The organism is Terriglobia bacterium, from assembly GCA_020072645.1.
In the GTDB taxonomy this organism is placed as follows: domain Bacteria; phylum Acidobacteriota; class Terriglobia; order Terriglobales; family Acidobacteriaceae; genus Angelobacter.
The window spans coordinates 1-21906 of the sequence record JAIQGK010000019.1 but is presented as its reverse complement, the minus strand read 5'-3'; the positions used below and the strand labels follow the sequence as shown (position 1 = coordinate 21906).

Genomic DNA, 21906 nt, shown 5'->3' with positions numbered 1-21906 from the left:
ACAAGGATTTTGCCTACACCGTGTCTCACTTTGGGTTCACTCCATTCCGAAGTCCGCTCTTTGAATATTCGTTTTTTACCAAGGTATAGTCGTGGGTGGTAAGCTTCTAAATCCCTGATCATTTTTGAACTAAGGTGCCGACTGCTTCACCTTTCAAAGCGCGTGTGAGATTACCCGGAACCAGGCCATTGATGATACGGACGCTACGCGCCAATTTTGCTCGCGTCAACAACTCAAGTACGACTGGCTCAATTGGAAGTGTGCGGAACTTCTTGTCAATTATTTCCTGTGCCTTTGCTTGAGGAATAAACTCCGCGGCGGGATCAACTTTCGGATCGTCCGAATACAAGCCATCAACATCTTTTAAAAAGATCACATTCCGGACCCCGAAAACTTCGCCGATCAAATATGATCCCGCGTCACTTCCATGGGGCGGGAGTTTTCCCAAATGCGGCGGATGCTCCCATAAAGAATACGGAGGAATTCCGTTGAAAACAGCGCCGCGCGCAGCAGCCAGCATCGCAGGCAGCAGCTGGACTACAAAGGGAGCCTCCAGATATACGAATCCGTGTTTTGCCAATAAACATGAGACCATGTAAGCGTTTTGCGCCGAATCTTTGGCGCTAAGAGCAGCCAAAGCGCCGGTGGGCAGTCCCAGATCAAGGCCCACTGAAAAGATATGCCGTGAACGTACACCAGCACCTACTCCAATGATCATTCTGTGCTGGGCCTGATTCGCTATGATCTCGTCCAACAGCGGGAGCAGCGCTGATCGTCCTCTATCCATGATCGAATGCCCGCCTATCTGGATTACGTTCACATCCGGCAAAATGGAAGTGACCGGAGCTTCTGTTCTGGCGATCACGTCTTTATCCACCAATGACTCACGCATCAAGCTTGAAGTGACATGTTGTGACTTAGAGTGGTCGAAGCTCACTTTGTACCTCTGTCTTTGTAAATAATGGTTCCTACAGGTTCGCCATTGAGTGCCGCAGTGAGTTGACCTGGCTTCAGGCCATTAATGAATTGGATTTCGTGAATATTCCGTGCTCGGACCATGAACTCCAACACGGCCCGTTCCACAATCAAGTCTTCCAGGTCTCGCGCCAGCAGTTCTTCAACGCTAATGCGAGGGATGTATTCAGAAGAGGGATGTTTCTTAGGGTCCGCTGAATAAAGGCCATCTTCGTCTTTCACATAAATCATCTTTCGAGCGCCAAAGACCTCAGCAACCAGAAAGCAACCAGTATCAGTGCGCTGCGGCGGTATTCGGCCAGTCTCGGGATTTGGCTCCCACAATTTGTAAGGCGGCATTCCCTGGCAAACAACCGCACCTCGTTCCATCAAGTAGTGAGGCAGGGTGCTGAAGCCTTCAGGCTCAACGAAAGGAATGCCATATTGGGCCAGGAGATAATGGAGCATTTGAGCGTTCTGCCACGCAACCGCGGTGCCCAACACGGTTAGCACTCCGGTTGGAAGCCCCAGATCGATGGCCAGGCTGTAAATATGGCGCGCTCGCGTTCCGGCCCCCGTTCCAAGAATCATTTTGTGCCGGTCAAGATTGTCTACAATTTCCTTCACGAGCGGATAAACCGCGGCGCGTCCGCGATCCATGATGCTCTGACCACCTATTTTGACCACATTGACCCATGGCAAGATTGCGAAATCGGGGGTTTCTTCGGTGGCTCGTTGCACTGATGCGTCTGTCAAGGAATTGAGGATGAGCTGCTTTCCCAGTCCGGGAAGAATCGCGTTCTTATCGTCCATATTTTCTCTGCGTCGCTTTTTTAAAATCAAAACACAAAAATGTCCAGTTCAAAGCTACGTTGCTCTTCAAAGGTTTTATCCAAAGCGCCAAAGTTACTTACTGTATACGTGGTCAATCGTTCAAGGGCGCGCTCTTGAGTGGCGGTTGGCAAAGTTGCAAATCGCGCTCCTGTTTGATGTCGTAGCAAAAAATCGCGTGCGGTTGCGGTTACATTCCACGAGATCGCGCTCATGTGAATACGGCGCCTGCTGATTGCTTCCAGAGACGCCAGCGATTTGCGATATGACTCTTGCGGTCGATGCCAAACAACACCCATCTGTTCCAATATTAACTTCAACTGTCTTTTTAGCTGAGCATCAATGCCGGATTCAGGGCTAGCTGTGCGACCAACTACAATAGCACCATCCGAATTACAGACCCGGCGCGCTTCTTGAATCACTGCCTGGAAATCTCTGGTACCGCCTAACACATGCATCAGGAGCACAACATCAAAAGCATGGTCCCGGAACGGCAACTGCTCTCCGTTTGCCTGAACAAGAAAACTATTCTTTGCATTGCGCCGAAACTCTTGCAGCATCCCGAGAGAGGCATCCAAGCCGCAATATAAGTCACCAGCTTGCGCAAATATTCTTCCAATCCGTCCCGTTCCAGCGCCAAGATCCAGTACTCTAGCCGGCGATGGAACATGGACTGTGTCGTAAATTGTTGAGCGGATAGCTTCCGGCACACCATCAGGCAGGGCGCGGAATCTCTCAAAACTGGAAGCGCCGGCATCGAAGGCTGAAGCCGTTTCGTTCAACGGTACCCCTCCGCTTGTAACCGAAACAATTCTGCATAAAGCCCGTTCTGCGACAACAGTTCAGTATGCGTTCCTTGTTCCAGAATTGTTCCCTTCTGAAGAACGACAATACGGTCAGCCATGCGCACAGTTGAGAAGCGATGCGAGATAAGCAATGCTATCTGTCCTGAAACCAAATCAGCGAATCGCGTGAAGGTCTCATATTCAGCGCGTGCATCCAGGGCGGCAGTAGGCTCGTCCAGAATAATGATCTGGGCCTGACGCATGTAAGCGCGCGCCAGTCCGATTTTCTGCCACTCTCCGCCCGAGAGTTCAATTCCATTTTCAAAACGCCGCCCCAGCATCTGCTTATATCCGAGAGGAAGGCCCAGGGCCAAGGAATCGGCTTGTGATTTTTTTGCCGCTTCCATAATCGCCGGGGCTGTCTGTTCACCATCGATTTCCTTCAGGACTGAGTTAATCTCTCCCACGCCGATATTTTCATCAAGACGCATATCGTACTGAACGAAATCCTGAAAAATGATTCCAACAGCGTGTCTCACTGATTCAAGGTCGTATTCGCGGAGGTCAATTCCATCCAGCAGAATGCGCCCTTCAGTAGGGTCATAAAGACGAGCGACCAGCTTGGCAAGTGTAGTCTTACCCGCTCCATTTTCTCCAACCAGGGCAATCTTTTCTCCGGGCGCGATATGCAGGCTGATGCCGCGCACGGCCCAGTTGTCGCTCAATGGATATTGAAACCCGACATTTTCAAAGAACAATCCCTGCTTAAGTTGTGTTGGAACAGAGGGCGCCCCGATAACAGAAACAATCGTGGGCTTCATCTCAAGAAACGCAAACAGGTCACGCATATAAAGACCTTGTTCGTAGATGTTGCCGACTGCAAGCAAGGCTCTCTCCGTCGTGGTGCGACTACGCGCAAAAGATGCAGCAAGAAATGTGAGCGTTCCGATCGTAATAAAGCCATAAAAGCCACGCCACAGAATCAATACATATCCGGCATAATATCCGGCAATTCCCAGCAGTGAGAACATGACCGCGGCCATCCCTTTGCGGATAGCCAGATTCCGATTTGCTAGATGCAGGTGCGTAGCCAGCTTTCGATAACGGCCAAGCAACCATGGCGCCAACCCAAATATCTGGACCTCTTTTGCGGTCTTGTCTCCCGCGCTGAGCGACCGCAAATAATCCAGCTGCCGGCGTTCCGGCGTCATCCGATAAAAAAGTGAATACTCAAGCGCGCTGAAATGGGTTTCACTCAGGAAACCGGGAATTACCGCTATCAGCAATAGAAGCAAGAGCCATGGGCTGTAAACGAAGACTGCCACAGCTAACGAGATGAGAGTCAATAAATCCTGGGCTACGGAGAGGAGTTGGGTAAGCAGGCCAATGCGTCCGGTGGTTTGCCGCTGCGCACGCTCCAGGCGATCATAAAAAGCGGGGTCTTCAAAATGGCTTAAATCGAGCGCCGCCGCCTGCGATATGAGGCACTCGCTCAGATAATTCGAGCAGAGTTCACCAAAGAGCGCTTCTACCGCTGTAGAAGCTTTGTCCAAAGCTTCACCAATAGTTACGATCAGCAGTTCGACTCCAACCAGCATCCATAATCGCGATGCATTCGGCTGCCCCATGCGCGCGGATACAACGGCGTCAATAATCAATTTGGCCACCCAAAGGGTGGCGATTGGGACCACTGCGCGCAGAAGACGCAGGACAATCGTAGCCGCCATGTATCCGTGATGAGCGGCCCAGGCCATCCGAAGAAATCCCGGAACAGTACGCAGCGCGGCAAGCTTATGCTGCAACGTAAATGCGCTGCTCTTTCGCGAGCCGGAAGACGGCTGTTGTGGTTTTGCGGATGCACGTTCCAAAGCAGTTGTATTTTAGCCTCGGTCTCTGAAGAAACAGGTTGCTGAAAAGAAGAAGAATAGTGCCTCGGCAAAAATGGACCCGAATTCTTTACGCCACACTATGACCGATGGGCATTGCCGGCCTTTTTCCGCCACGCAATGAATCAATTCTTCAACGCAAACCAGCCGAGACCCAAAAAGTAATTGTCTCAATTAATCAAGTAAAAGGGATTGGGCAGTTTAAATACGCGTTCTTCACAGCAACCCGCCAAATCGCTGGCCTGATCGCCAATATTTAAAACGATGTGATATCCCTTGTCCTCAATCAGCTGCCGGTCAAGTGACTTGAACTCGCGAGCAGGTTTCTTGTTGCCATCGGGTTGCATGACAAGGTCGGCCCAACCGGAGTAACCAACATCAGTCAGGCTTTTGATCGTCGCTTCACGCTGCGCATTTTGGCGCCCAGTAACAAAGAACACGGTAACACCCATTTTTTTGGCATAGCTGAAGAGTTCAAGAACTGGAATGATTGCGGATCCCTGAGCATTAGGGTAGAGCTTCACTTGAGATGGATATGAACAAAACCCGCAGCCGGACATAACATCCCAGTTCGAAAGGGACGTCTCATCGATATCGAATACGGCTGCAAGTTTTTCATCTTTTGAAGCATGCTTCGCCCGCACGTCAAGGTAATCTCTGGCATTGTTTGCAACTTTCCTGATTTCCAGATCGTACTCTCCGGAGTCGTGATAACGAATGAGCCGATCAACAACGATTGCGTGATTTTCCGGCTCTAGTGATGCTGAACATCGTCCAGGACTTGAATTTGTCTGCCCGAAGAGCGTAAACGCGAAAATGCAGATCAAGCTGATTGCTTTTGTCACAGATCTCATTTTGTGCCTCTAACGAATGAATAGTCCTGGCAATGGATAAATCAGTAAAGGCAACATTGCAAGGCCAGACTTACATCGGGCAGCTTTATTTTTGCTAATAATTTTCAATTAGTGAGCAATGCAATGCACACAAGTAAGTAGCGCGATCATCCTCTCGCCATCTCATTTCGCAAAAATACAGAATGGTGCTTGCAGTTGACCGAGATTGTTTACTTCGAATGATCGGGCCCTCAATCATTTTTGTACTAAGTACAAAAATAACTTGCCAGCGCCGCAAGAAGTCATTTAGGCTTCACCTGCACGTGACCTCTAAGAACGATATTGATAAGCTTCGCAGTCAGCTCACCGGTAGATTACTTCAAGCGGGCGATCCCGGTTACGACCAGTCACTAGTCATTGACAACGGCCGTATTGATCTTCGTCCCGGCGCCGTTGCAATGTGCGCGAACGCGCAGGACGTCATTACATCCTATAAATTTGCGGTCGAACATGAGATGCCTTTCACCGTACGCGGCGGCGGGCACAGTGCAGCCGGTTACTGCCTGAACCAGGGTGGGCTGGTCATTGATCTCACCAACATGAAGGCCAAGCGTTTCGACGCTGGTCGGCAGGTCTGTTGGGCGGAGACTGGGAACCGCTGGCGTGACATCTACATCTATTTGCAAAGCAGCAATACTGGATTTATTCCGATCGGGGGCGGTTGCCCCACGGTTGGCATTCCCGGTTTTATGCTCGGCGGCGGACTGAGCTTCGTTTCCCGCTCTTACGGCCTGAGCGTCGACAACCTGGTTTCCATTGACCTTGTTACCCCAGACTACCAATTGCGCAGAATCTCCGCCGATTCCAAATCGAAGGAAGACCGCGATCTCTGGTGGGCGTGCCGTGGCGGCGGCGGCGGAAACTTTGGGATCGCCGTGGCTTTTGAGCTGCGCGTGCACAAGCCTTTGACAAAGACAATGCTGGTGGGCCAAATCCGCTATCCGGCAGAGGCGGCGCAGGAAGTTTACGGCTTTTACAACGAGTGGATAGAGACCGTTCCCGACAAGTTGGCGGTGTACGGTTACATGGGAAAGGTGGCGCTTCCGGCGCATCCCGATACTCTCGTCAACTCAATTGGCCTTACGCCAATCTTCAACGGCGACACACGTGAGGGGATGGACCTGATCGCGCCGATCCTGAAATTTCCCAATATCTTCATCAGCCTTTACGACATGACGCTGCCCGACTTCGAGATATTCAACGGCTTATTGACCAACGTTGGGGGAAAACAAGCTTATATCCGCTCGGGTTTCATGCCTCCTAAAGCCTTCACGCCGGCAGCCATTACCACGTTGACTGAATCCATGGCGAGCGCTCCGTCACCCAACAGCTTTCTGGTGTGGACGCACATGGGAGGCAAGATCGAGCAGGTGAAACCGGATGGCACGTCATTCTGGCACCGCAAAGCCCGCTTCCTGTGGGAAGTAAAGTCTATCTGGGCGAACGACGACCAGTTAGGACAGAACGTTCAGTGGGGTTATGCGTTGGGCGAAGCAATGAAGCCGCATGACACCGGGGCCTACGTCAACTACATCGATCCGCTGCTCACCAACTGGAAGCAAGAGTATTACGGCGGCAACTACAACGAGTTGGTTCGGATCAAGAAGCAATGGGATCCCAACAATCGTTTTACCTTCCAGCAGGCGATCGGCTCGCCGTTCGAGCCCACGCCCGGTAATTTCGCTCCGCTATTTCAAACATTCATCGCTTAAGCCAAGCCGGAGGAGCCATGAAGAAGCTCGTTTTCGTTGCGGCGCTGCTATTAACCGCAGCGTTGCTGTTACATGCTGGACCGCAGGGGGCGTCGCCGACGCCACCACCGCCAATCGTACTCAGCCCAGCTATTCCCGGCGACGTTAATGTCACGGCCAAAACCGTTTCGATCGATGCCTTCCAGCCTGACTTTGACGTCTACTCATGGAATACCTTTATCGCCCTGAACTGGCCGCCCGGACCGGACGGCAATGGCGATCCCAAGAAGACCATCGGCAGCAATGGCGACAATGACACCGTGTGGGAGCATTACCGCGACGTGAGCGATGTCTTCCTTCCGGGGGGTGCGCGGCCGACATGGAACGGCTCGGTGAACATCCCTGACGCCTGCAAGTCGGTCAACAAAGGGAACCTGCCAGTAGTCATGCTCATGCAGATCGGCAAGAACCTGCTGACGCCCTCGGTGGTCTCGGCGAACAGCCAGCCGTTCAACACCGGCCCGATCATCGACCAGCACGGCGTCTTCACACGCTTCCAGATCCTCGTCAACAAGACGATGTTCGACTACATCCTGTCCAATTCGCTCTACTCGAAGGCGGGGCAGAAGGCTTTCACGCCACCGGTCAATTTCACGTCGGGCTCAATCGACAGCACGGGAAAGACGCTGGTCGAAGGAGCCATCATGGTCAAGACCGCGTGGAAGATGATCTCCCCTGCCGATAAGGCCCGCTTCCATTCCGAGAAGGTGCTGGTTTACACGCCAGCATCGGAAAATCCCAAATACCCGGCGCGGTGCACGATCCAGACGGCGGGGCTGGTCGGCATGCACATCGGCCACAAGACGCAGGCCGCGCCGCAGTGGCTCTGGTCGACTTTCGAGCACGTGGACAATGTGCCGACCGATGCCGAGGTCAAGAGCGGCAAGCTCAAGGCGAGTTACAACTACTACAATCCGAAGTGCAAAGCCTGCAAGATGAATCAGGTTCCGCCGCGTCCGTGGAAGCCGACGATGGTCAGCACATTCCACAGCCAGATAGTGCGGATGAACCAGTTCAATTTTCCCATCTATGCAGCCAGCGCGGCCACCCGCAATGTCGACGCACAGAAGCAGTTGAAGGGCGTGAATCCGAAATCTGTCTGGCAGAACTATGAACTGATCAGCACCATGTGGCCCACCGACCCGAAGCAGCCGTTCGGCGCGCCAGCCCCAACGTTCCTCGCCAACACAACCCTTGAGACCTATATCCAGGGGACGGTGCCGAACGTCTCGTCGAACTGCATCGAGTGCCATAACAACGCCACCATGACCGTGCCGGTGCCCAGCGACTTCACCTACGTCCTGCAACGCGCCCAGTAGAGAGAAAGGCTGAAACCATGACCCGTCGAACAATACCATCACCCCCACCGATCCCCGACTCCGAGATTCAGGACTTTGCCGACATGTCGGCGGCGCTGACCGGCTTCCAATCAAGCGTCCTCAAGCCGGCACTCGATCCGCTCGGCCTGGCGCGTGAGTATTACGTCTTCGCCGTCGCGCAAGTGGGTCAAGCGGCAATGACGTCGCTCCTCAACGCCTATCGCGCCATCAAGACGAAACCGGCACAGCAGATCGCCGATACGCTGCTTGAAACGAGCGGCTCCTCGCCATCGGCGCAGGCGCAACTCGCCCAAAGCATCGTCGCCATGTGGTATCTCGGCTCGTGGTATGTACCGGGCGTGTTGGGCGGAGGCGGATTCGCGCCACCGCCGCTGCAAGTCATCTCTTCGGTCGCCTACACCAATGGTTTAGTCTGGCGCGTCATGCAGTCGCACCCCATGGGGTACAGCGCTTTCACTTTTGGCTACTGGAGCCAGCAGCCCGGATCACTGTCCAGTTTCGGGGTGAACACCGGCAACGGTGGTGGACAATGAGCCCAACTACTCCGCAATATGACGTGGTCATCCTCGGCGCTGGCGTCTCCGGTAATCTCATCGCCAAGGAACTCGGCCGGGCCGGCAAGAAAGTGTTGATTCTTGAAGCCGGGCTGGCCGTTCCTGACAGCCGCGAGGAGTACATGGAGAATTTCTACCTCGCACTGGCTAAGACGCCCGAATCGCCGTACCCTGCGCTCGCCGGACGCCAAGGCTCGAAGTTCAATCCCGTCGGCGAGCTGCCCAATCCGGCAACTCTGCCCACGCCGCGCGCAACGGTGCTGTCCATCGGCAAGGCCCCCGATGTCAGCTATCTGGTGCAGCAGGAGCCGTTCACCGAGCTCCATAAGAACGATCCCAATCCGCAAAACCCGCCGGCAGACCCAAAAACCGGCGACGTGCGCGGTCTCCAGTTCTCAAGCACCTATGAACGCAACGGCGGCGGAACATCTTGGCATTGGCTCGGCACGTCGCTGCGCGAGTTGGAAAATGACATCCGCCTGGAGACGAAGTACGGCCACGGCCGCGACTGGCCGCTCGACTATACCGAGTTGCAGGAGCTGTGGGGGCTGGCGGAAAAAGAGATCGGCGTCGCTGCCAGCGTGGCTCAGCAGGAGCCGCTGGAAGTCGTCGGCCTGAATTATCCGCCGGGCTATCAGTACCCCATGCAGGCGATCCCAATGAGCCTGGTCGATCAGGCCGTCAGCAGCGCCGTGGCGGGTCTCCAGGTACCGGGCACGCTACCGAACACGCCCGGCGGCTCGGACCCGACGCTGTATGACGTCTTCGTCTCGCCGACACCGCAAGGCCGCAACTCCGAGCCGTACGACGATCGCCGCGTTTGCGCCGGCAACACCAACTGCATCCCCATCTGTCCCATTCAGGCGAAGTGGGATCCGACCGTCACACTCGGCAAGGCCCTCGACACCGGCAAGGTGACGGTGAGCTATCAGTCAGTGGCGTACAACGTCGCGGTCGAAGGCAAGAACGCAACGCGCGTTGACTACTACCAGTGGTCGCGCGATGACAAGGGCAACCTGACCAAGGTCTCCAAGTCTGTCACTGGAAAGCTTTACGTCTTGGCCTGCCACGCCATTGAAAACGCGAAGCTGCTTCTGCTGTCGAACAACCAAAAGGGCGTCGCTAACAGCAGTGACCAGGTGGGCCGCAATCTTATGGATCACCCGCTCTACCTGACCTGGGCCCTCGCTCCGCAACCGATCTTCGGCTATCGCGGCCCGCTAGCCACTTCGGGCATCGAATCGCTTCGCGACGGCGAGTTTCGCAAATACCGGGCGTCGTTTCGCATGGAAATCGGCAACGAGGGATGGAACTTCTCGAAGGGCGATCCCTACACGACGACGATGGACTTCATCCAGGGAACAAACAATTCGAACGTTAACCCTCCTCCGGGAGGGAGCGGCCAGCCGGTTCGCCTTGGGGGCCTGAAGCTGGTGCAGCAACTCAACAACATTTTTACTCGCCAGTTCCGCATCGCCTGCATGTTCGATCAATCGCCTCTCGCCGAGAACCGCGTCACGCTCGATGTCGACAAGGCGACCGGCAAGCCGAACAACGTTGACGGTCTTGGCCTCCCGCGGCCGAAGGTCGAGTATGGTTTAGACCCGTACACGATGGAAGGCTTCCGCATGGCCTCCTACGTCTGCTCAAAAGTCTACGAGCGGATGGGCGCGACGGAGTTCACCATAAACGGAGTGGGGGGCGCAGGCGACTTCACATATCAGGGCGTGAACTACCACTACTATGGCGCGGGCCACGTAGTGGGGACACACCGCATGGGCGTCGATCCGAGTTCCTCGGTCGTTGACGCGAGTCAGCGCTCGCATGATGTGCAGAACATGTGGATCGTCGGGAGCGGCAGTTTCCCGACCGTCTGCACTGCAAATCCCACGCTGACTCTGATGGGTCTGGCATTTAAATCGGCGCGAAGCATCCTTGCCGCTCTCGGTTCCTGAAGAAAGGATCGTCATGTATCTCATCAATGCTTTTTGGTCAATCGTGCCCGGCAATGAGCCGAAGGCGTATGCAGCGCTCGGCGAACTCGCAGCGCAAATTGAGCGCTCCGAGCCGGACACATGGCTCTATCTGATCCACACGCCGAACTTTGATCCGGGCATCAATATCTTTCCGCCGCCCGCGCCGGTACAGGTGGCGTTCGTTGAAGGCTATAAGGACCGCAAAGCATTCATGGCCCACAACAGCGGGCCGAACCTGAAGAAGTTCATCGCCAAATACGGCAGCCTTTTTCTGAACATGTACGGACCAACTTCGCCGTTCGTCATCGTACAGGCGCTCGAACTGGCAGTTGGATTCATTCGTCCCCAGCAGGTGGACCCCAATGTGTTCCAGGTGGAGGCGCGCTGGGTAATGAAGCCGGGCAACCGGAAAAAAGTAGCGGCGGCGCTGGTTGACTATGTCAAAGCAGTGAAGGAGATAGAGCCGGGTACATACATGTATACGGTGAGCTTTGCCGATGAGTCGCCGGATTCCCCCGCTATCCCGCCGATGCAACTTGACGCGGTGACTTACAACTCTGCATGGAAGGACCACGACGCTTTCGTTGCCCACACCAAGGAGCCGGTGTACCAGGAGTTTCTTAAAGCGCACGGTGACTTGTTCGTGCAGACTGTTCCGGGATCTACGATGCATCCTTATATGACCACATCGGTACTCAAGCGGTTCGCCGGCTTCCTGCGTCCGGAGGCATTCGTCGGATGAGCACCGGACAACTGCCGCCGGTAACCCATGGCGCTATTGCCGCGCCGGTAGTCGCGCAGTTCCTTCGCTCGTCGGGCATGTCCATTGAACAATTAATGCTTGCGCTTGTCCCACTGGCCCAAAAGTACGCCATCCCGCCCATCTCAAACTTCTTCGTCGGAGCAGTAGCTCTTGGTGCAAGCGGCAGTATTTACTTTGGGGCGAATTATGAGTTCGTGGGCCAGGCGCTCAGTTTTACCGTCCATGGAGAGCAGGCTGCGACGGCCCATGCGATCTCCTGTGGCGAGACTGGAATGCAGATGCTCGCAGTTTCCGCCGCCCCGTGCGGTTATTGCCGGCAATTTCTGTATGAACTAACCACGGCTTCGACGCTGCAGATTCTTCTCCCGAATACGCCTTCGACTCCGCTGACATCGTTGATCCCGGACGCATTCGGACCGGGCGACCTGGGGGTTACCGCGGCGCTGATGTCGCCGCAGTCGCATGGCATGACGCTTGCTCAGCCAACCGGCGATCCCGTGGTAAAAGCCGCGCTGGCGGCAGCGAATGCCTCCTACGCGCCTTACACTTTCAGCTATGCCGGAGTTGCCCTGAAGACCAGCGATGGCAGCATTTTCACTGGCCCGGTCGCTGAGAACGCAGCATTCAATCCGAGTATGTCGCCACTGGAAGCGGCCGTCGTCAGTTTGGTGATTTCGGGCGGCAAGGCTTACGGCGATATTGTTGACGCGGTGCTGGTTGAAGCAGTGGGCTCCAAAGCCAGCCAAGCCTCCGCTACGCATGATGTTCTGCGCGCGATTACATCGGTTCCACTCCGTACATACCAGGCGCATGCGCCACACAAATAAAGAGGAGAAGCACCATGCCTGATTTTTCCATCAAGATCGTCCCCGGCAGCAGTGGTGTAGCGGCGTTTCAGCCCGATCTGCCTGGCTCTAAACCAGGAGATCCGCTGAACGCTCCCCCCAGTTCGATCGTCTCCTGGAGCAACCATACCAATGACACGCACCAGGTTGCTTTAGACGATGGCAGCTACACCTCGAATGAAATTCTGCCTTCTCTCACGTCGAAGACCGACTACGTTGCACCGTCTCAGACTGGCACGCTCACATATCACTGCACCAAGCACAAAGGAGAGATTGGAAAGATCATCATTCAGGCCGTGGTTCCCATGCCGCCGCTTGCCCTTTTGTTCATTGTGCTCTGGCTGAGTGGATGGTTGGCCGTTCCGGCGCACGCACAAAAGACGCCGGGCCACGGCCAGGGACAAGGGCAGGGACAGAAGACGCCGGGAGCCGGACAAAATGCGCCCCCAAGCACCAGCCAGATTCCGTGTTTACCACCGCAGCAGCCACTGGTCAGGATTCCGGAGATCGTTTCCAAGGATGGCAGGCTACGGGCAACACTGATCGCGGGAACCGAGCAGGTCCGCATGCCGATGCGCTATCCGCTGACATACGTGGTTGATCCGAGCAAGCAGCCACCGAAGACACAGGCTTCCCAGCCCGGCGACCCGCAGAACTTCCAGGCCTGCTTCCCCGAATGGGTTCGTACCTTTCGAAGCCCGAACACCACCACGCCATTCCCGCCGCCTACGAAAGGCCTCGCCGATCCGATGCTCGGACCCACGTTGCGGGCGCGTGTCGGCGATTTCATTGAGCTGACCTTTCTGAACGAGATCGACCCGTCGAAGTTCGGCCAGTCGATCGACTCCGGCGATAGAAATGCTTGCGAAAGCACCTCAGCGGGATATCCTGGCAACGACAACTTTCCGAACTGCTTTCACGGCTCAACCACGGCGAATTTCCACTTCCATGGCACTCACACCAATCCCAACTCCACAGGAGACAATGTTTTTCTGCAGGTACTCTCCTCCAAGCGACTCACCGGCAATCCTGCGCCGCCCCAGCCGCCAAATTTCGATGAGTTTTTCACCAAGTGCGAGGCGGAGCTGTCCAAGGGATCGCATGTGGAATGGCCGGTGACCTGGGACGATCTCCCAAAAGCGTACACTGACATGCAAAAGGAACTTCTGCAGAGGTTCGACCAGCAACCGGAAATCGGCAACAAGCTCTGGCCTGTCAACCAGGCATCGCTCGATCGCAAGGATTGGCCGCAGTACTACATCGGCAGCTTTCCATACTGCTTCAGGCTGCCGAAGTTTCCCGAGGTGGTTCCTACGCCGCCGGCCAAGGGAGGCGCGGGTATGAGAGAAATGGAAGCGCACCAGGGGATCGAGGCCCTCTCCGTCACCGAACAAGGTGGACCACTGAAAATGGGGCAATCGCCGGGTACGCACTGGTATCATGCGCATAAGCACGGCTCCACCACCATCGACGTGGCCAACGGATTCGCCGGCGCGTTCATCATTGAAGGCCAGTACGACGACGAAATCAATGAAGTCTACAAGGCCTACGCAAAAGAATGGACGCGCACCCAGCCGGTGCTCGTCATCGACCAGTTTGGCACTTCGCCTAACCTCAAGGGCGGGGCAGGACAGGACAAGGGGCCGGACTTTTCTTTGAATGGCCGCACGAATCCGATCATCAGCATGAAGCCTGGCGAGGTGCAGATGTGGCGCATCCTTAATGCCTCAAGCCGCGCCGGTGTTCTCTTCCTCGCTCCGCAAGGAGTGAACTGGAAGACGCTAGCCATCGATGGCGTCCAACTCTACACTGACAACTACGCGAATAGCAGCAACAAAGGGTTCATCCTGGCCGGAGGCAACCGTATTGATCTGCTGGTGCAGGCCAAACCGTGCACAACGCCGGGCGGATGTACGTATCCTCTGCAGGTCCACAACACGGTTGATCCGAGCGATCTTGAGCCCAATCCGCCGAACCGTGGACCATTCAACATTGCCCTGGCGACGATCAAGGTGGCGGGCACGCCGGTCAACATGCCATTCCCTGACGCCTCGCCAGCCAAGACCTTTCCTCCCGACCTGAACGATATAACTGACAACGAAGTTAGGGGAACGCAGGTCATCGACTTCGGCACGATTCCGCAGCAGTTCAACAACGGACCTCCGCCCAAGTCGCCGGCAGCGGTCCACAGCATCAACGGTAAACAGTTCAGCGGTGAGGTTGGTGTGGCCGTGCTCTTAAATAATGTTGAAGAGTGGACGGTCACGAACAACTCAACCTTCATTTCGCATCCATTCCACATTCATATCAATCCATTCCAGGTCACGGAGGTCTTCGCCCCGAACGCGCCGCTGGCAGATGGAAAGACGCCGATGTACGTCGTTTCCACCAATAGCAGCGCTCCGCTTCAGCCGGGACAGTGCCTGGTGAATCCCGATAATCCTGCCACGTGGAAGCCTTGCCGCGCCACAGTGCCAGCCACGCACAGAATCTGGTGGGACGTCTTTCCAATTCCTTCGGGCGTTTCCGCAAAGAAGAGTGATGGCACGCAGATCACGATCAAGGGTTATTTCAAGCTGCGCAGCCGCTTTGTCGATTATCCGGGATGGTATGTCATTCACTGTCACATCCTGGCGCATGAAGATCGCGGGATGATGACCGTGGTGGAAGTGGCGCCGCTCGTGTCACCGTATTCGCATCACTGATGCGCAGGGGACGAACCAATCATTCATAGGAAAACAACCGCCTTGCGAGCAAAGATTCTCGCAAGGCGGTTTTCCGCGTCGTTGAGACAAAATTCCTTTCGGCACTCGCAGGCTTTGTAAATTTGAACCCATCACGTGAGACAAACTCAACTCTCACAGTTTCCGACACTGCTTTCCTCAAAACTCGTCGCTTTGATTCTTCAGCAGGGGCGACTGGGTAATTTGATTTTCGAATGACTCAATCATCAAATTACCCAATCTTAGTTCTTCCTAATTCACCGTCTGCGTAAGCACCGGTGAAGTGCTGCCCAGAAAGCTGGTACTGCCTCCATAGACAATGGTTATCGAATGACTACCCCGAGCCAGGGTGGAAGTCGAGAACGTGGCCTGGCCGGAAGAGTTCAAAGTTTTGGTGCTAAGTGTCTTGGTTCCATCTTTAAACGTGACGCTCCCTCCAGGCACAGCCGTTCCCGGAGAACTGGCTATTACAGTCGCGGTGAAAGTGACGCTCTGGCCGTGGTTCGACGGGTTGAGCGATGAAGTCACCGCGCTGGTGGTCCCATCCTTATTTACGGTCTGAGTCAGGACAGAAGATGTGCTCGGATTAAAAGTAGAGTTGCCGTTGTACGCAGCGGTAATGGAATGCGAAGCGACGGCGAGGGTCGAGGTGGTGAAGGTTGCGTGGCCTGCGCCATCAAGCGTGGAAGTCCCCAGCGTCGTGGTGCCATCTTTAAACGTGACTGTGCCGGAAGGCACGCCTCCGCTGGAACTAACAGTGGCAGTGAAGGTCACCGACTGGCTGAAAACAGAAGGATTGGCCGATGAAACTGCAGTCGTAGTGGTAGTGAAGGAGCTCTGAACAGTTTGCAGGGTGCTGCCGCTGCTCGTCGCGAATAACGGATCGGAAGCGTAGGTCGCAGTGATGGTGTCACTGCCTGCGCCGAGCGCCGAGGTGCTGAATGAGACCTGTCCGCTGGAGTTCAATGGCGCTTGCGCAAGCACGGTGTTGCCCTGTGAAAAAGTCACTTGGCCCGTGGGAGTGCCGGCGGCCGGGGGCACAGAAGCAACAGTGGCGGTGAAAGTAACGGACTGGCCCACACCGGACGGATTCGGCGATGAAGCCAGAGCCGTGGACGACGCGCCTGCGTGAATCGACTGCACCAGAGAAGAACTGCCGGGTATAAAGTTGGAATCGCCGCTGTACTGCGCAGTGATGAAATGCTGATCAGCCGTGAGCGACGAACTGGTGAACGTCGCATGGCCGTTGGCGTCCAGCGGCACATTGGAAGCCAGCGTGACAGTGGTCGTTTGCAGCGTGGAATTCACTACGGCGTAGGTTGTGTCACTAAAAGTCACCGTTCCAGTTGGAGTCGGGCCGGAGCCGCCGGTGTTGGTGATCGATGCAGTGAAGGTAAGCGACTGTCCCACCACGGCGGAGCGCACGTCAGGAGTGGAAGAGCTCACGGCCACGCCCACACCGCTCAGATTTCCCAGCGCCCATAGCGTGCCGCCGTTAAGGGTAAAGACTGTGCCGTCCGGGCCGATCACCGTGGGCACATAAGGCTCGCCCACTCCCGGCCCCAGCGTCACCCATTCCGACAAAGAATTGGTGATCAGGTTCCAGCGATAGGTGCGTCCGTCTTCACTGGGCGTGAAGATGCTGTTGGTAGCAGGATTGACTGCGGCGGTGTTGATGCACCACTCACGCACGGCTAGGGGAAGCGTGGTCGAACGGTTCTCCACGTCTGCCGTCGGGCCGATCACGGTCAGCACTTCGCGCATGATCAACATGCCGTTGGATGAGGCATGCGCATCCACCTGGGTTGCGTTGGGGTCGAGCAGGGCGATGCGGTTCACGCCGTCAGCGCTGTCGCCTCCGGCATTGGCGTAGTTGTTGTACTTGCTGAAGATCAGGTAGCTCGAAGTCCCGGTATAAGAAGGCACCATGCTCGCGGGCACGATAGCGGGAGTGTTGTCCCAGCCAAAGCCGCCTGCCGGATGCTCCACAGTTAGATCGGAGCTGAAGTGAAGCAAGAAGCCGCGCGAGCCGTTGAAGGGATTGCCGAGAACGCCAAAATAGACGTCTCCGTCCGGGCCGACCATGGGTGAAGCCGTGCTGTCGTCGATGATGTCAGCGTTATTGGCGTTGTTGTTGCGTGGATCTTTCAGGAAGACCTTGAACTTGGTGGCCAGCGTAGTGCTGTCAAGCCCCAGAAGGTAGCCATAGGTGTCACTGCTTGCGCCTTTCACTACTACATAGACGGTAGTGCCGTCGTTGCTGAGCGCGGGAGCGGAGTTGTGGGTGTCGCGCCCGATGGTTGCGTCAGCGGCCGCGTTTCCGGCAAGAACAAATGTGGCGTTGCCGTTGGGATCGATGCGCGCAAACCCGCTTTGCGTAGTGCTGAGCGGCGCGGGCGCGGTGCCCTGCACGCGGAAACCGAAAAACACGTTGCCGCTTGAGTCGCTTGTGATGGGCGTGTTGATGAACACGGTGGAGTTGAAGGCCGAGGCGTTCGCCTGGTAGTTCGCCAGAGTCGTATAGAAGACCTGCTGCACCGGAGCGCCGTGGCTGACTGAATCGGGATTATCAATGTAGTAGATTGTCCCGCCGTTCCCGGGGTAGTAGAGCCGCGTGTCCACGGAGTTGACGGCCAGCGCCGGCTGATAAGGAAGAATCCAGTTGTGCGAAGGCTGGGTGTAGTCCGTGGTTAGCGAGTACATCGCGGCCCCATTGACGGCATTGAAGACGTTGATTTGGAAGCCGCCACTGGAACCCGTCTTTTGCGGAACGACGATGGTGTTGGCCGGCGTTATCAGCGGAGCGCCATAGTGCGCCAGCGCCCCGGTGTTGTTCAGGTCGATCGAGGCAGACCAGTGAATGGAATTCAAGTGCTGCGCCGCAGGAGTGTAGATGGCCGTATGCTGGGCATTGCCGCCAAACATGGGGACGATGGTCTGAGCGTGAATGATGGTGGAACCTGTGGCAAGCATTACGAGCAGCAGGAGTTTTCTAAACATAGGTATTGATCCTTTCAAAAAGCTGCAGTAGACGGCACGACTTTCTCACCCAAGCACGCGAAAACCGGCGCGTGCCTGGGTCGGAGTGCTACGCAAGACTCTCTCTAGTTCGAGTTCGGCTGCGAGATCGTTCCCGTATATGTCCCGATGGCGGTACCAGCGCACAAGTCGATCGTCGTCGCGATTGTCCCGCTCCCTGTGGCATTGGCGAAGGCGCCCGTCCCGCCGGTAATTGTGTACGTTCCTGTGGAAGTGATCACACACTTATCGCCCCCGCCCTTACCCTGAAAGGTCCCACTCACGGAAAGGAATATGCTGTCCTTCCCGTTAGCCGCGATGAAAACTTCAGTGGTGCCAAAGTTCCCCTGATTATCCTGGATACGTGTTATTGGCCCCGTGACGTCCCCCAAGTGCGTCGCATTGCCAGAAACGGTGCCAGTCAACTGGGTCAGTCCGCCGGGCAGCTTCGTCACGCCCGTAATCACTGCCGTGCCGGTGGCGGTGAACGATACCTGCTGGGTTTGAGCGAGCGTGACGCCGGCTCCGAAGACAACGATAAACAGCGCGAGCGCTACGCGAATTACTGCGGCAAAACGCAGCTTTGATAGTTTCTGAATAAGTACTGTCATGGTAATTTCCTTTCTTAAAGTGAAATGACAAGAGCCCAAAGTCCGGTTCGATAGTTATTGTTTGGTCGCGATATATCCGTGTTCCACGCCGGCGTTGTCAAAGAAATCGCCGACAATCACGCCCGCGGCGTTGATGCCATCGCCATCGGTTGAAGCCGCGCCGGGGAAATCCAGTTGAATAAAGACACCATTCTGCTCCAGGAAGCCGTGCCCATTTCCGGAAGCGTCCCCGAAGCTGCCAACGATGTTGGGCCGGGCGTTCAGGCCGAAAGCAAAGGAGAAGGTGGTAGTCCCAGGGAAGTTGACTGGAGTAAAGACGCCGCCCTGCCGGGTAAACGCATGAAAGTTCCCCGATGCGTCAGTGAAAGCGCCCGCGAGATCTCCGTGATCGTTGATGCCGAAGATAAACGTGCCGGTCGCGCCGGGAAAATCGATCTGCGTGAAGACGCCGGAGCTGAGCAGAAATCCATGCGTGCGTCCTGCCGTGTCATTGAAGCTGCCGGCAATCTCTCGCGCGTCATTAATACTGAGCGCCTGCGTGGAGACCGCGCCGGGAAAATCGATCTGGGAAAAAGCGCCGGTGATGCCGTCGCGCAGCAATCCATGCTGGTTTCCTGAGGCGTCAGTGAACGCGCCCACAATGTCTTCACGATTATTCAATCCCACGGTCTTGGTAACGGTTGCGCCGGGAAAATCAATTTGCGTGAAATTGCCTGAGATGGAGGTGAAAAAGAAGCCGTGCTGAACGCCGGCATGGTCGAAGAAGAACCCTGCAATATTTCCGCGAGCATTGATGTTGTCCGCTTCGGTTGAAGCGCTGTTGGGCACGTCAAAAATCTGGAAGTGGAAAGTCTGCGCGGAAAGTTGAAGACCGGCGAAAAGCAACAGGGAGAGAAAAAACTTTCTAGACATAGTTCGTTCCTTTCAGGGAAAAGCGGTTCGCAAAACCAAAGGATCTGAGAGCAGGGACTGTTGCTCACAATCCCTGCTCCCGATATCGCCCGACCGATGGACAACGGCCGGAACAGTAGTTATTGCGCGGTCACCTTTACGCCGGTGAAGTTGAAGTGGCCTGCCACGGTCCCGCCGCTGCCCTGGGGATCGTCATTCAGCCCGAAAACGGTCAGGGTGATGGTCCCGCTCGCCGTGTCCTTATTAATGGTGGTGAAGACGTAATCCACGCGGGCGATGCCGGCGCTGGGGAACGAGAAATCCAGGGTCCGGCCCACCACGCCGGAGGCGGGATTGGCCCATGTGCCCATCTGGCTGCTGAACTGGAAGGCAGGCCCGCCCTGTCCGGAGTCAATGGACGACATGGCGTGGTCCGCGCTCAGTGTAATGACCGAGCGCGACGCAAATGCGTTGGTATTGGCATCTGTGATGGTGGTCAGATAAGTTCCGCCAGAAAAACCATTGCCCTGATTTTGGTTTTGCGCATTCAACATGGTCCAGGCCCCAAAGGCAAGAGCGCATACAGTCAACACTGCAAAGATCCGAACATGCTTTCTCATAAGAAACTCCTTTCGTATTTAGTAATTGGTAATTAGTAGTTAGCCAAACCAGGAAACCCAAAACAGCGCGATGGCCGTTTTGCCCCGGCCAGAGCTAAGTTACGGCCGATGGCCAATGCCTTCTACCGCTTCTTGTTTCGTCCTTAAGCTGCTTAGAACGGCGCTGTGGTGCTGCCGGTGTTCTCTCCGATCTGCAGTCCCACGGTTGCTGGATTTGGCTGGCCGGTGAGGTCTACACCGTTGACGGCCACCGAGTACTTGAAACTGTTGTTCGTGCTCCCGGTCGCCATCAGCGTCATGCTCACGGGCAAACCGTTAATGGTCCCGCTGAACACGAAGTGCATGTTTCCCCCGACTTGCTTGAACGAACCTGCTGGAATGGTCAGCGTGAAGTTATCCACGGTGATGGTGAGCGGCTGGGCCGCCAGGTCCAGTCCGGAGCTGTTTGCGCCCAGGGTGAAGGTGCCCGACTCCGTAAATCCGTTCTTGTTCACGCTCAGCCCGCTGATCGCGAACCGGGAGAAGGGCGTGCTCAGGTTGGCAATCGCGATGGCGAACGGACTAAACCCCGCCGGTACCGTTGCCACCACAGTATTTGTAGCGGTTGAAATCACGGAGACGTTGTTGCTCCCTTGGTTTGCAACATAGACAGACGCTCCATCCGGAGTAACCGCTACTCCGGCTGAAAACTGGCCGACTTGAATCGGGGAAGGCTCCAGTGTGTTGGTGGCCGTGTCGATTATGCTCACTGCGTCAAATCCATTCGATACATAGACCCGGCTGCCGTCCGGCGTGATGGCAAGCCCACCAACGAACACGAAGGACCCAGGGATGGGGATCGTTGCCACCACGGTGTTGCTCGCGGTAGCTATCGCCTGAACAACGGGACTGTTCCCGCCGCCTACGTAGACAGTGTCTCCCCCAGGCGTAATGGCAATAATCGGAGCAGGAAAGAAGGACACAGACGAACTTACGCCTATGGACTGCAGAACTGTGTTGGTGGCAGTGTCAATCACAACAACATTGTTGGTGCCCACCGCGTAAGCGCGGGTTCCGTCGGGAGTGATAGCGACAGCGGTCGCGTGGGCTGGGGTGGGAATCCTGGACACCACGCTGTTTGTGGCCGTGCTGATTACCGCCACTTCAACGGCACCTGGCACATAGACGCTTTTGCCGTCGGGCGTAACCGCGGCTGGTCCAAGAAAACGGCCCACGCTAATGGTTGCAATCACGGTGTTGCTGGCTGTATCAATCACTGAGACTGTACCGCCAAGAGAATTGCTGACGTAAGCCCGCGTTCCATCGGGGGTTAAAGCCACACCAGCCGGGTTAGATGTGGAGTCTCAAGAGGTTGTTCCGATCGAGGCCGGAGCGGCTGATAGGTGGAACATGGTTGAGGCTACCATGAGGACGGTGCCAGTTGTAATGGTGAAGCCAGGGAAGAAGATGTTCGTGACGGTGTTGC

At 55.8% G+C, this 21906-nt stretch carries 18 protein-coding genes; 7 read left to right on the top strand and 11 right to left on the bottom strand.

Translation table 11 applies throughout. The annotated features are described in order from the left end of the window. Window positions 1–118 precede the first annotated feature (118 nt). The 5 genes from LAO76_23845 to LAO76_23825 form a co-directional block, all read right to left on the bottom strand. Entirely contained in the window at window positions 119–892 is a 774-nt protein-coding gene (locus LAO76_23845) for a hypothetical protein (protein MBZ5493966.1), read from the bottom strand. Between the two features lie 41 nt (window positions 893–933). Next, window positions 934–1767: a uridine kinase gene (locus tag LAO76_23840; protein ID MBZ5493965.1), complete on the bottom strand. Its 834-nt coding sequence runs from the start codon at window positions 1765–1767 to the stop codon at window positions 934–936. Window positions 1768–1793: 26 nt separating this feature from the next. Next, complete coding sequence (locus LAO76_23835) at window positions 1794–2567, bottom strand: class I SAM-dependent methyltransferase (GenBank protein MBZ5493964.1); 774 nt, start codon at window positions 2565–2567, stop codon at window positions 1794–1796. Continuing rightward, window positions 2564–4324: an ABC transporter ATP-binding protein/permease gene (locus LAO76_23830; protein MBZ5493963.1), complete on the bottom strand. Its 1761-nt coding sequence runs from the start codon at window positions 4322–4324 to the stop codon at window positions 2564–2566. Before LAO76_23830 ends, LAO76_23835 begins: the two co-directional genes overlap by 4 nt. 302 nt (window positions 4325–4626) lie before the next feature. Further along, window positions 4627–5301, bottom strand: coding sequence for an HAD family acid phosphatase (locus LAO76_23825; GenBank protein MBZ5493962.1), 675 nt, complete (start codon window positions 5299–5301; stop codon window positions 4627–4629). 311 nt (window positions 5302–5612) lie between these two features. On the opposite strand from LAO76_23825, the gene LAO76_23820 reads away from it, so the two are divergent. Genes LAO76_23820 through LAO76_23790 form a run of 7 tightly spaced genes read left to right on the top strand, consistent with a single transcriptional unit; the run spans window position 5613 to window position 15283 of the window. Next, window positions 5613–7061 (top strand): FAD-binding oxidoreductase, encoded by a 1449-nt coding sequence (locus tag LAO76_23820; GenBank protein ID MBZ5493961.1) that lies wholly within the window; start codon window positions 5613–5615, stop codon window positions 7059–7061. Between the two features lie 17 nt (window positions 7062–7078). Further along, window positions 7079–8419, top strand: a complete 1341-nt coding sequence (locus tag LAO76_23815) for a hypothetical protein (GenBank protein MBZ5493960.1) — start codon at window positions 7079–7081, stop codon at window positions 8417–8419. A gap of 17 nt (window positions 8420–8436) precedes the next feature. Then, entirely contained in the window at window positions 8437–8973 is a 537-nt protein-coding gene (locus tag LAO76_23810; protein MBZ5493959.1) for a sorbitol dehydrogenase family protein, read from the top strand. Then, window positions 8970–10949 carry a GMC family oxidoreductase gene (locus tag LAO76_23805; GenBank protein ID MBZ5493958.1) on the top strand — a complete coding sequence of 660 codons (1980 nt, stop codon included), beginning with the start codon at window positions 8970–8972 and terminating at the stop codon, window positions 10947–10949. The genes LAO76_23810 and LAO76_23805 overlap by 4 nt, the downstream gene beginning before the upstream one ends. Window positions 10950–10962: 13 nt before the next feature. Continuing rightward, the gene (locus LAO76_23800; GenBank protein ID MBZ5493957.1) at window positions 10963–11712 is read left to right on the top strand and encodes a hypothetical protein; all 750 of its coding nucleotides are present in this window, start codon (window positions 10963–10965) and stop codon (window positions 11710–11712) included. Then, window positions 11709–12560, top strand: a complete 852-nt coding sequence (cdd, locus tag LAO76_23795) for a cytidine deaminase (protein MBZ5493956.1) — start codon at window positions 11709–11711, stop codon at window positions 12558–12560. The genes LAO76_23800 and cdd overlap by 4 nt, the downstream gene beginning before the upstream one ends. 14 nt (window positions 12561–12574) lie before the next feature. Continuing rightward, window positions 12575–15283 carry a multicopper oxidase domain-containing protein gene (locus tag LAO76_23790; GenBank protein MBZ5493955.1) on the top strand — a complete coding sequence of 903 codons (2709 nt, stop codon included), beginning with the start codon at window positions 12575–12577 and terminating at the stop codon, window positions 15281–15283. Between the two features lie 270 nt (window positions 15284–15553). On the opposite strand, the gene LAO76_23785 is transcribed toward LAO76_23790, so the two are convergent. The 6 genes from LAO76_23785 to LAO76_23760 all read right to left on the bottom strand — a co-directional run. Further along, window positions 15554–18301 carry an Ig-like domain-containing protein gene (locus LAO76_23785; protein ID MBZ5493954.1) on the bottom strand — a complete coding sequence of 916 codons (2748 nt, stop codon included), beginning with the start codon at window positions 18299–18301 and terminating at the stop codon, window positions 15554–15556. Between the two features lie 104 nt (window positions 18302–18405). Beyond that, entirely contained in the window at window positions 18406–18930 is a 525-nt protein-coding gene (locus tag LAO76_23780; GenBank protein ID MBZ5493953.1) for a hypothetical protein, read from the bottom strand. Window positions 18931–18984: 54 nt separating this feature from the next. Next, window positions 18985–19842, bottom strand: a complete 858-nt coding sequence (locus LAO76_23775) for a hypothetical protein (GenBank protein ID MBZ5493952.1) — start codon at window positions 19840–19842, stop codon at window positions 18985–18987. A 119-nt stretch (window positions 19843–19961) separates the two neighbouring features. Then, on the bottom strand, window positions 19962–20441 hold the full coding sequence (locus tag LAO76_23770) for a hypothetical protein (GenBank protein ID MBZ5493951.1): 480 nt from the start codon (window positions 20439–20441) through the stop codon (window positions 19962–19964). A gap of 152 nt (window positions 20442–20593) precedes the next feature. Further along, window positions 20594–21760, bottom strand: a complete 1167-nt coding sequence (locus LAO76_23765; GenBank protein MBZ5493950.1) for a YncE family protein — start codon at window positions 21758–21760, stop codon at window positions 20594–20596. A 10-nt stretch (window positions 21761–21770) separates the two neighbouring features. Next, window positions 21771–21906 (bottom strand): IS481 family transposase (locus tag LAO76_23760; GenBank protein ID MBZ5493949.1); only part of this gene is annotated, 136 nt, incomplete at its 5' end.

What these genes read in the sequence shown, in the direction of transcription:
- LAO76_23845 (MBZ5493966.1), bottom strand. Translation starts at nt 892, where the DNA reads ATGCGTGAGTCATTGGTGGATAAAGACGTGATCGCCAGAACAGAAGCT.
- LAO76_23840 (MBZ5493965.1), bottom strand. Translation starts at nt 1,767, where the DNA reads ATGGACGATAAGAACGCGATTCTTCCCGGACTGGGAAAGCAGCTCATC.
- LAO76_23830 (MBZ5493963.1), bottom strand. Translation starts at nt 4,324, where the DNA reads ATGGCCTGGGCCGCTCATCACGGATACATGGCGGCTACGATTGTCCTG.
- LAO76_23815 (MBZ5493960.1), top strand. Translation starts at nt 7,079, where the DNA reads ATGAAGAAGCTCGTTTTCGTTGCGGCGCTGCTATTAACCGCAGCGTTG.
- LAO76_23810 (MBZ5493959.1), top strand. Translation starts at nt 8,437, where the DNA reads ATGACCCGTCGAACAATACCATCACCCCCACCGATCCCCGACTCCGAG.
- LAO76_23805 (MBZ5493958.1), top strand. Translation starts at nt 8,970, where the DNA reads ATGAGCCCAACTACTCCGCAATATGACGTGGTCATCCTCGGCGCTGGC.
- LAO76_23800 (MBZ5493957.1), top strand. Translation starts at nt 10,963, where the DNA reads ATGTATCTCATCAATGCTTTTTGGTCAATCGTGCCCGGCAATGAGCCG.
- cdd (MBZ5493956.1), top strand. Translation starts at nt 11,709, where the DNA reads ATGAGCACCGGACAACTGCCGCCGGTAACCCATGGCGCTATTGCCGCG.
- LAO76_23790 (MBZ5493955.1), top strand. Translation starts at nt 12,575, where the DNA reads ATGCCTGATTTTTCCATCAAGATCGTCCCCGGCAGCAGTGGTGTAGCG.
- LAO76_23785 (MBZ5493954.1), bottom strand. Translation starts at nt 18,301, where the DNA reads ATGTTTAGAAAACTCCTGCTGCTCGTAATGCTTGCCACAGGTTCCACC.
- LAO76_23780 (MBZ5493953.1), bottom strand. Translation starts at nt 18,930, where the DNA reads ATGACAGTACTTATTCAGAAACTATCAAAGCTGCGTTTTGCCGCAGTA.
- LAO76_23775 (MBZ5493952.1), bottom strand. Translation starts at nt 19,842, where the DNA reads ATGTCTAGAAAGTTTTTTCTCTCCCTGTTGCTTTTCGCCGGTCTTCAA.
- LAO76_23770 (MBZ5493951.1), bottom strand. Translation starts at nt 20,441, where the DNA reads ATGAGAAAGCATGTTCGGATCTTTGCAGTGTTGACTGTATGCGCTCTT.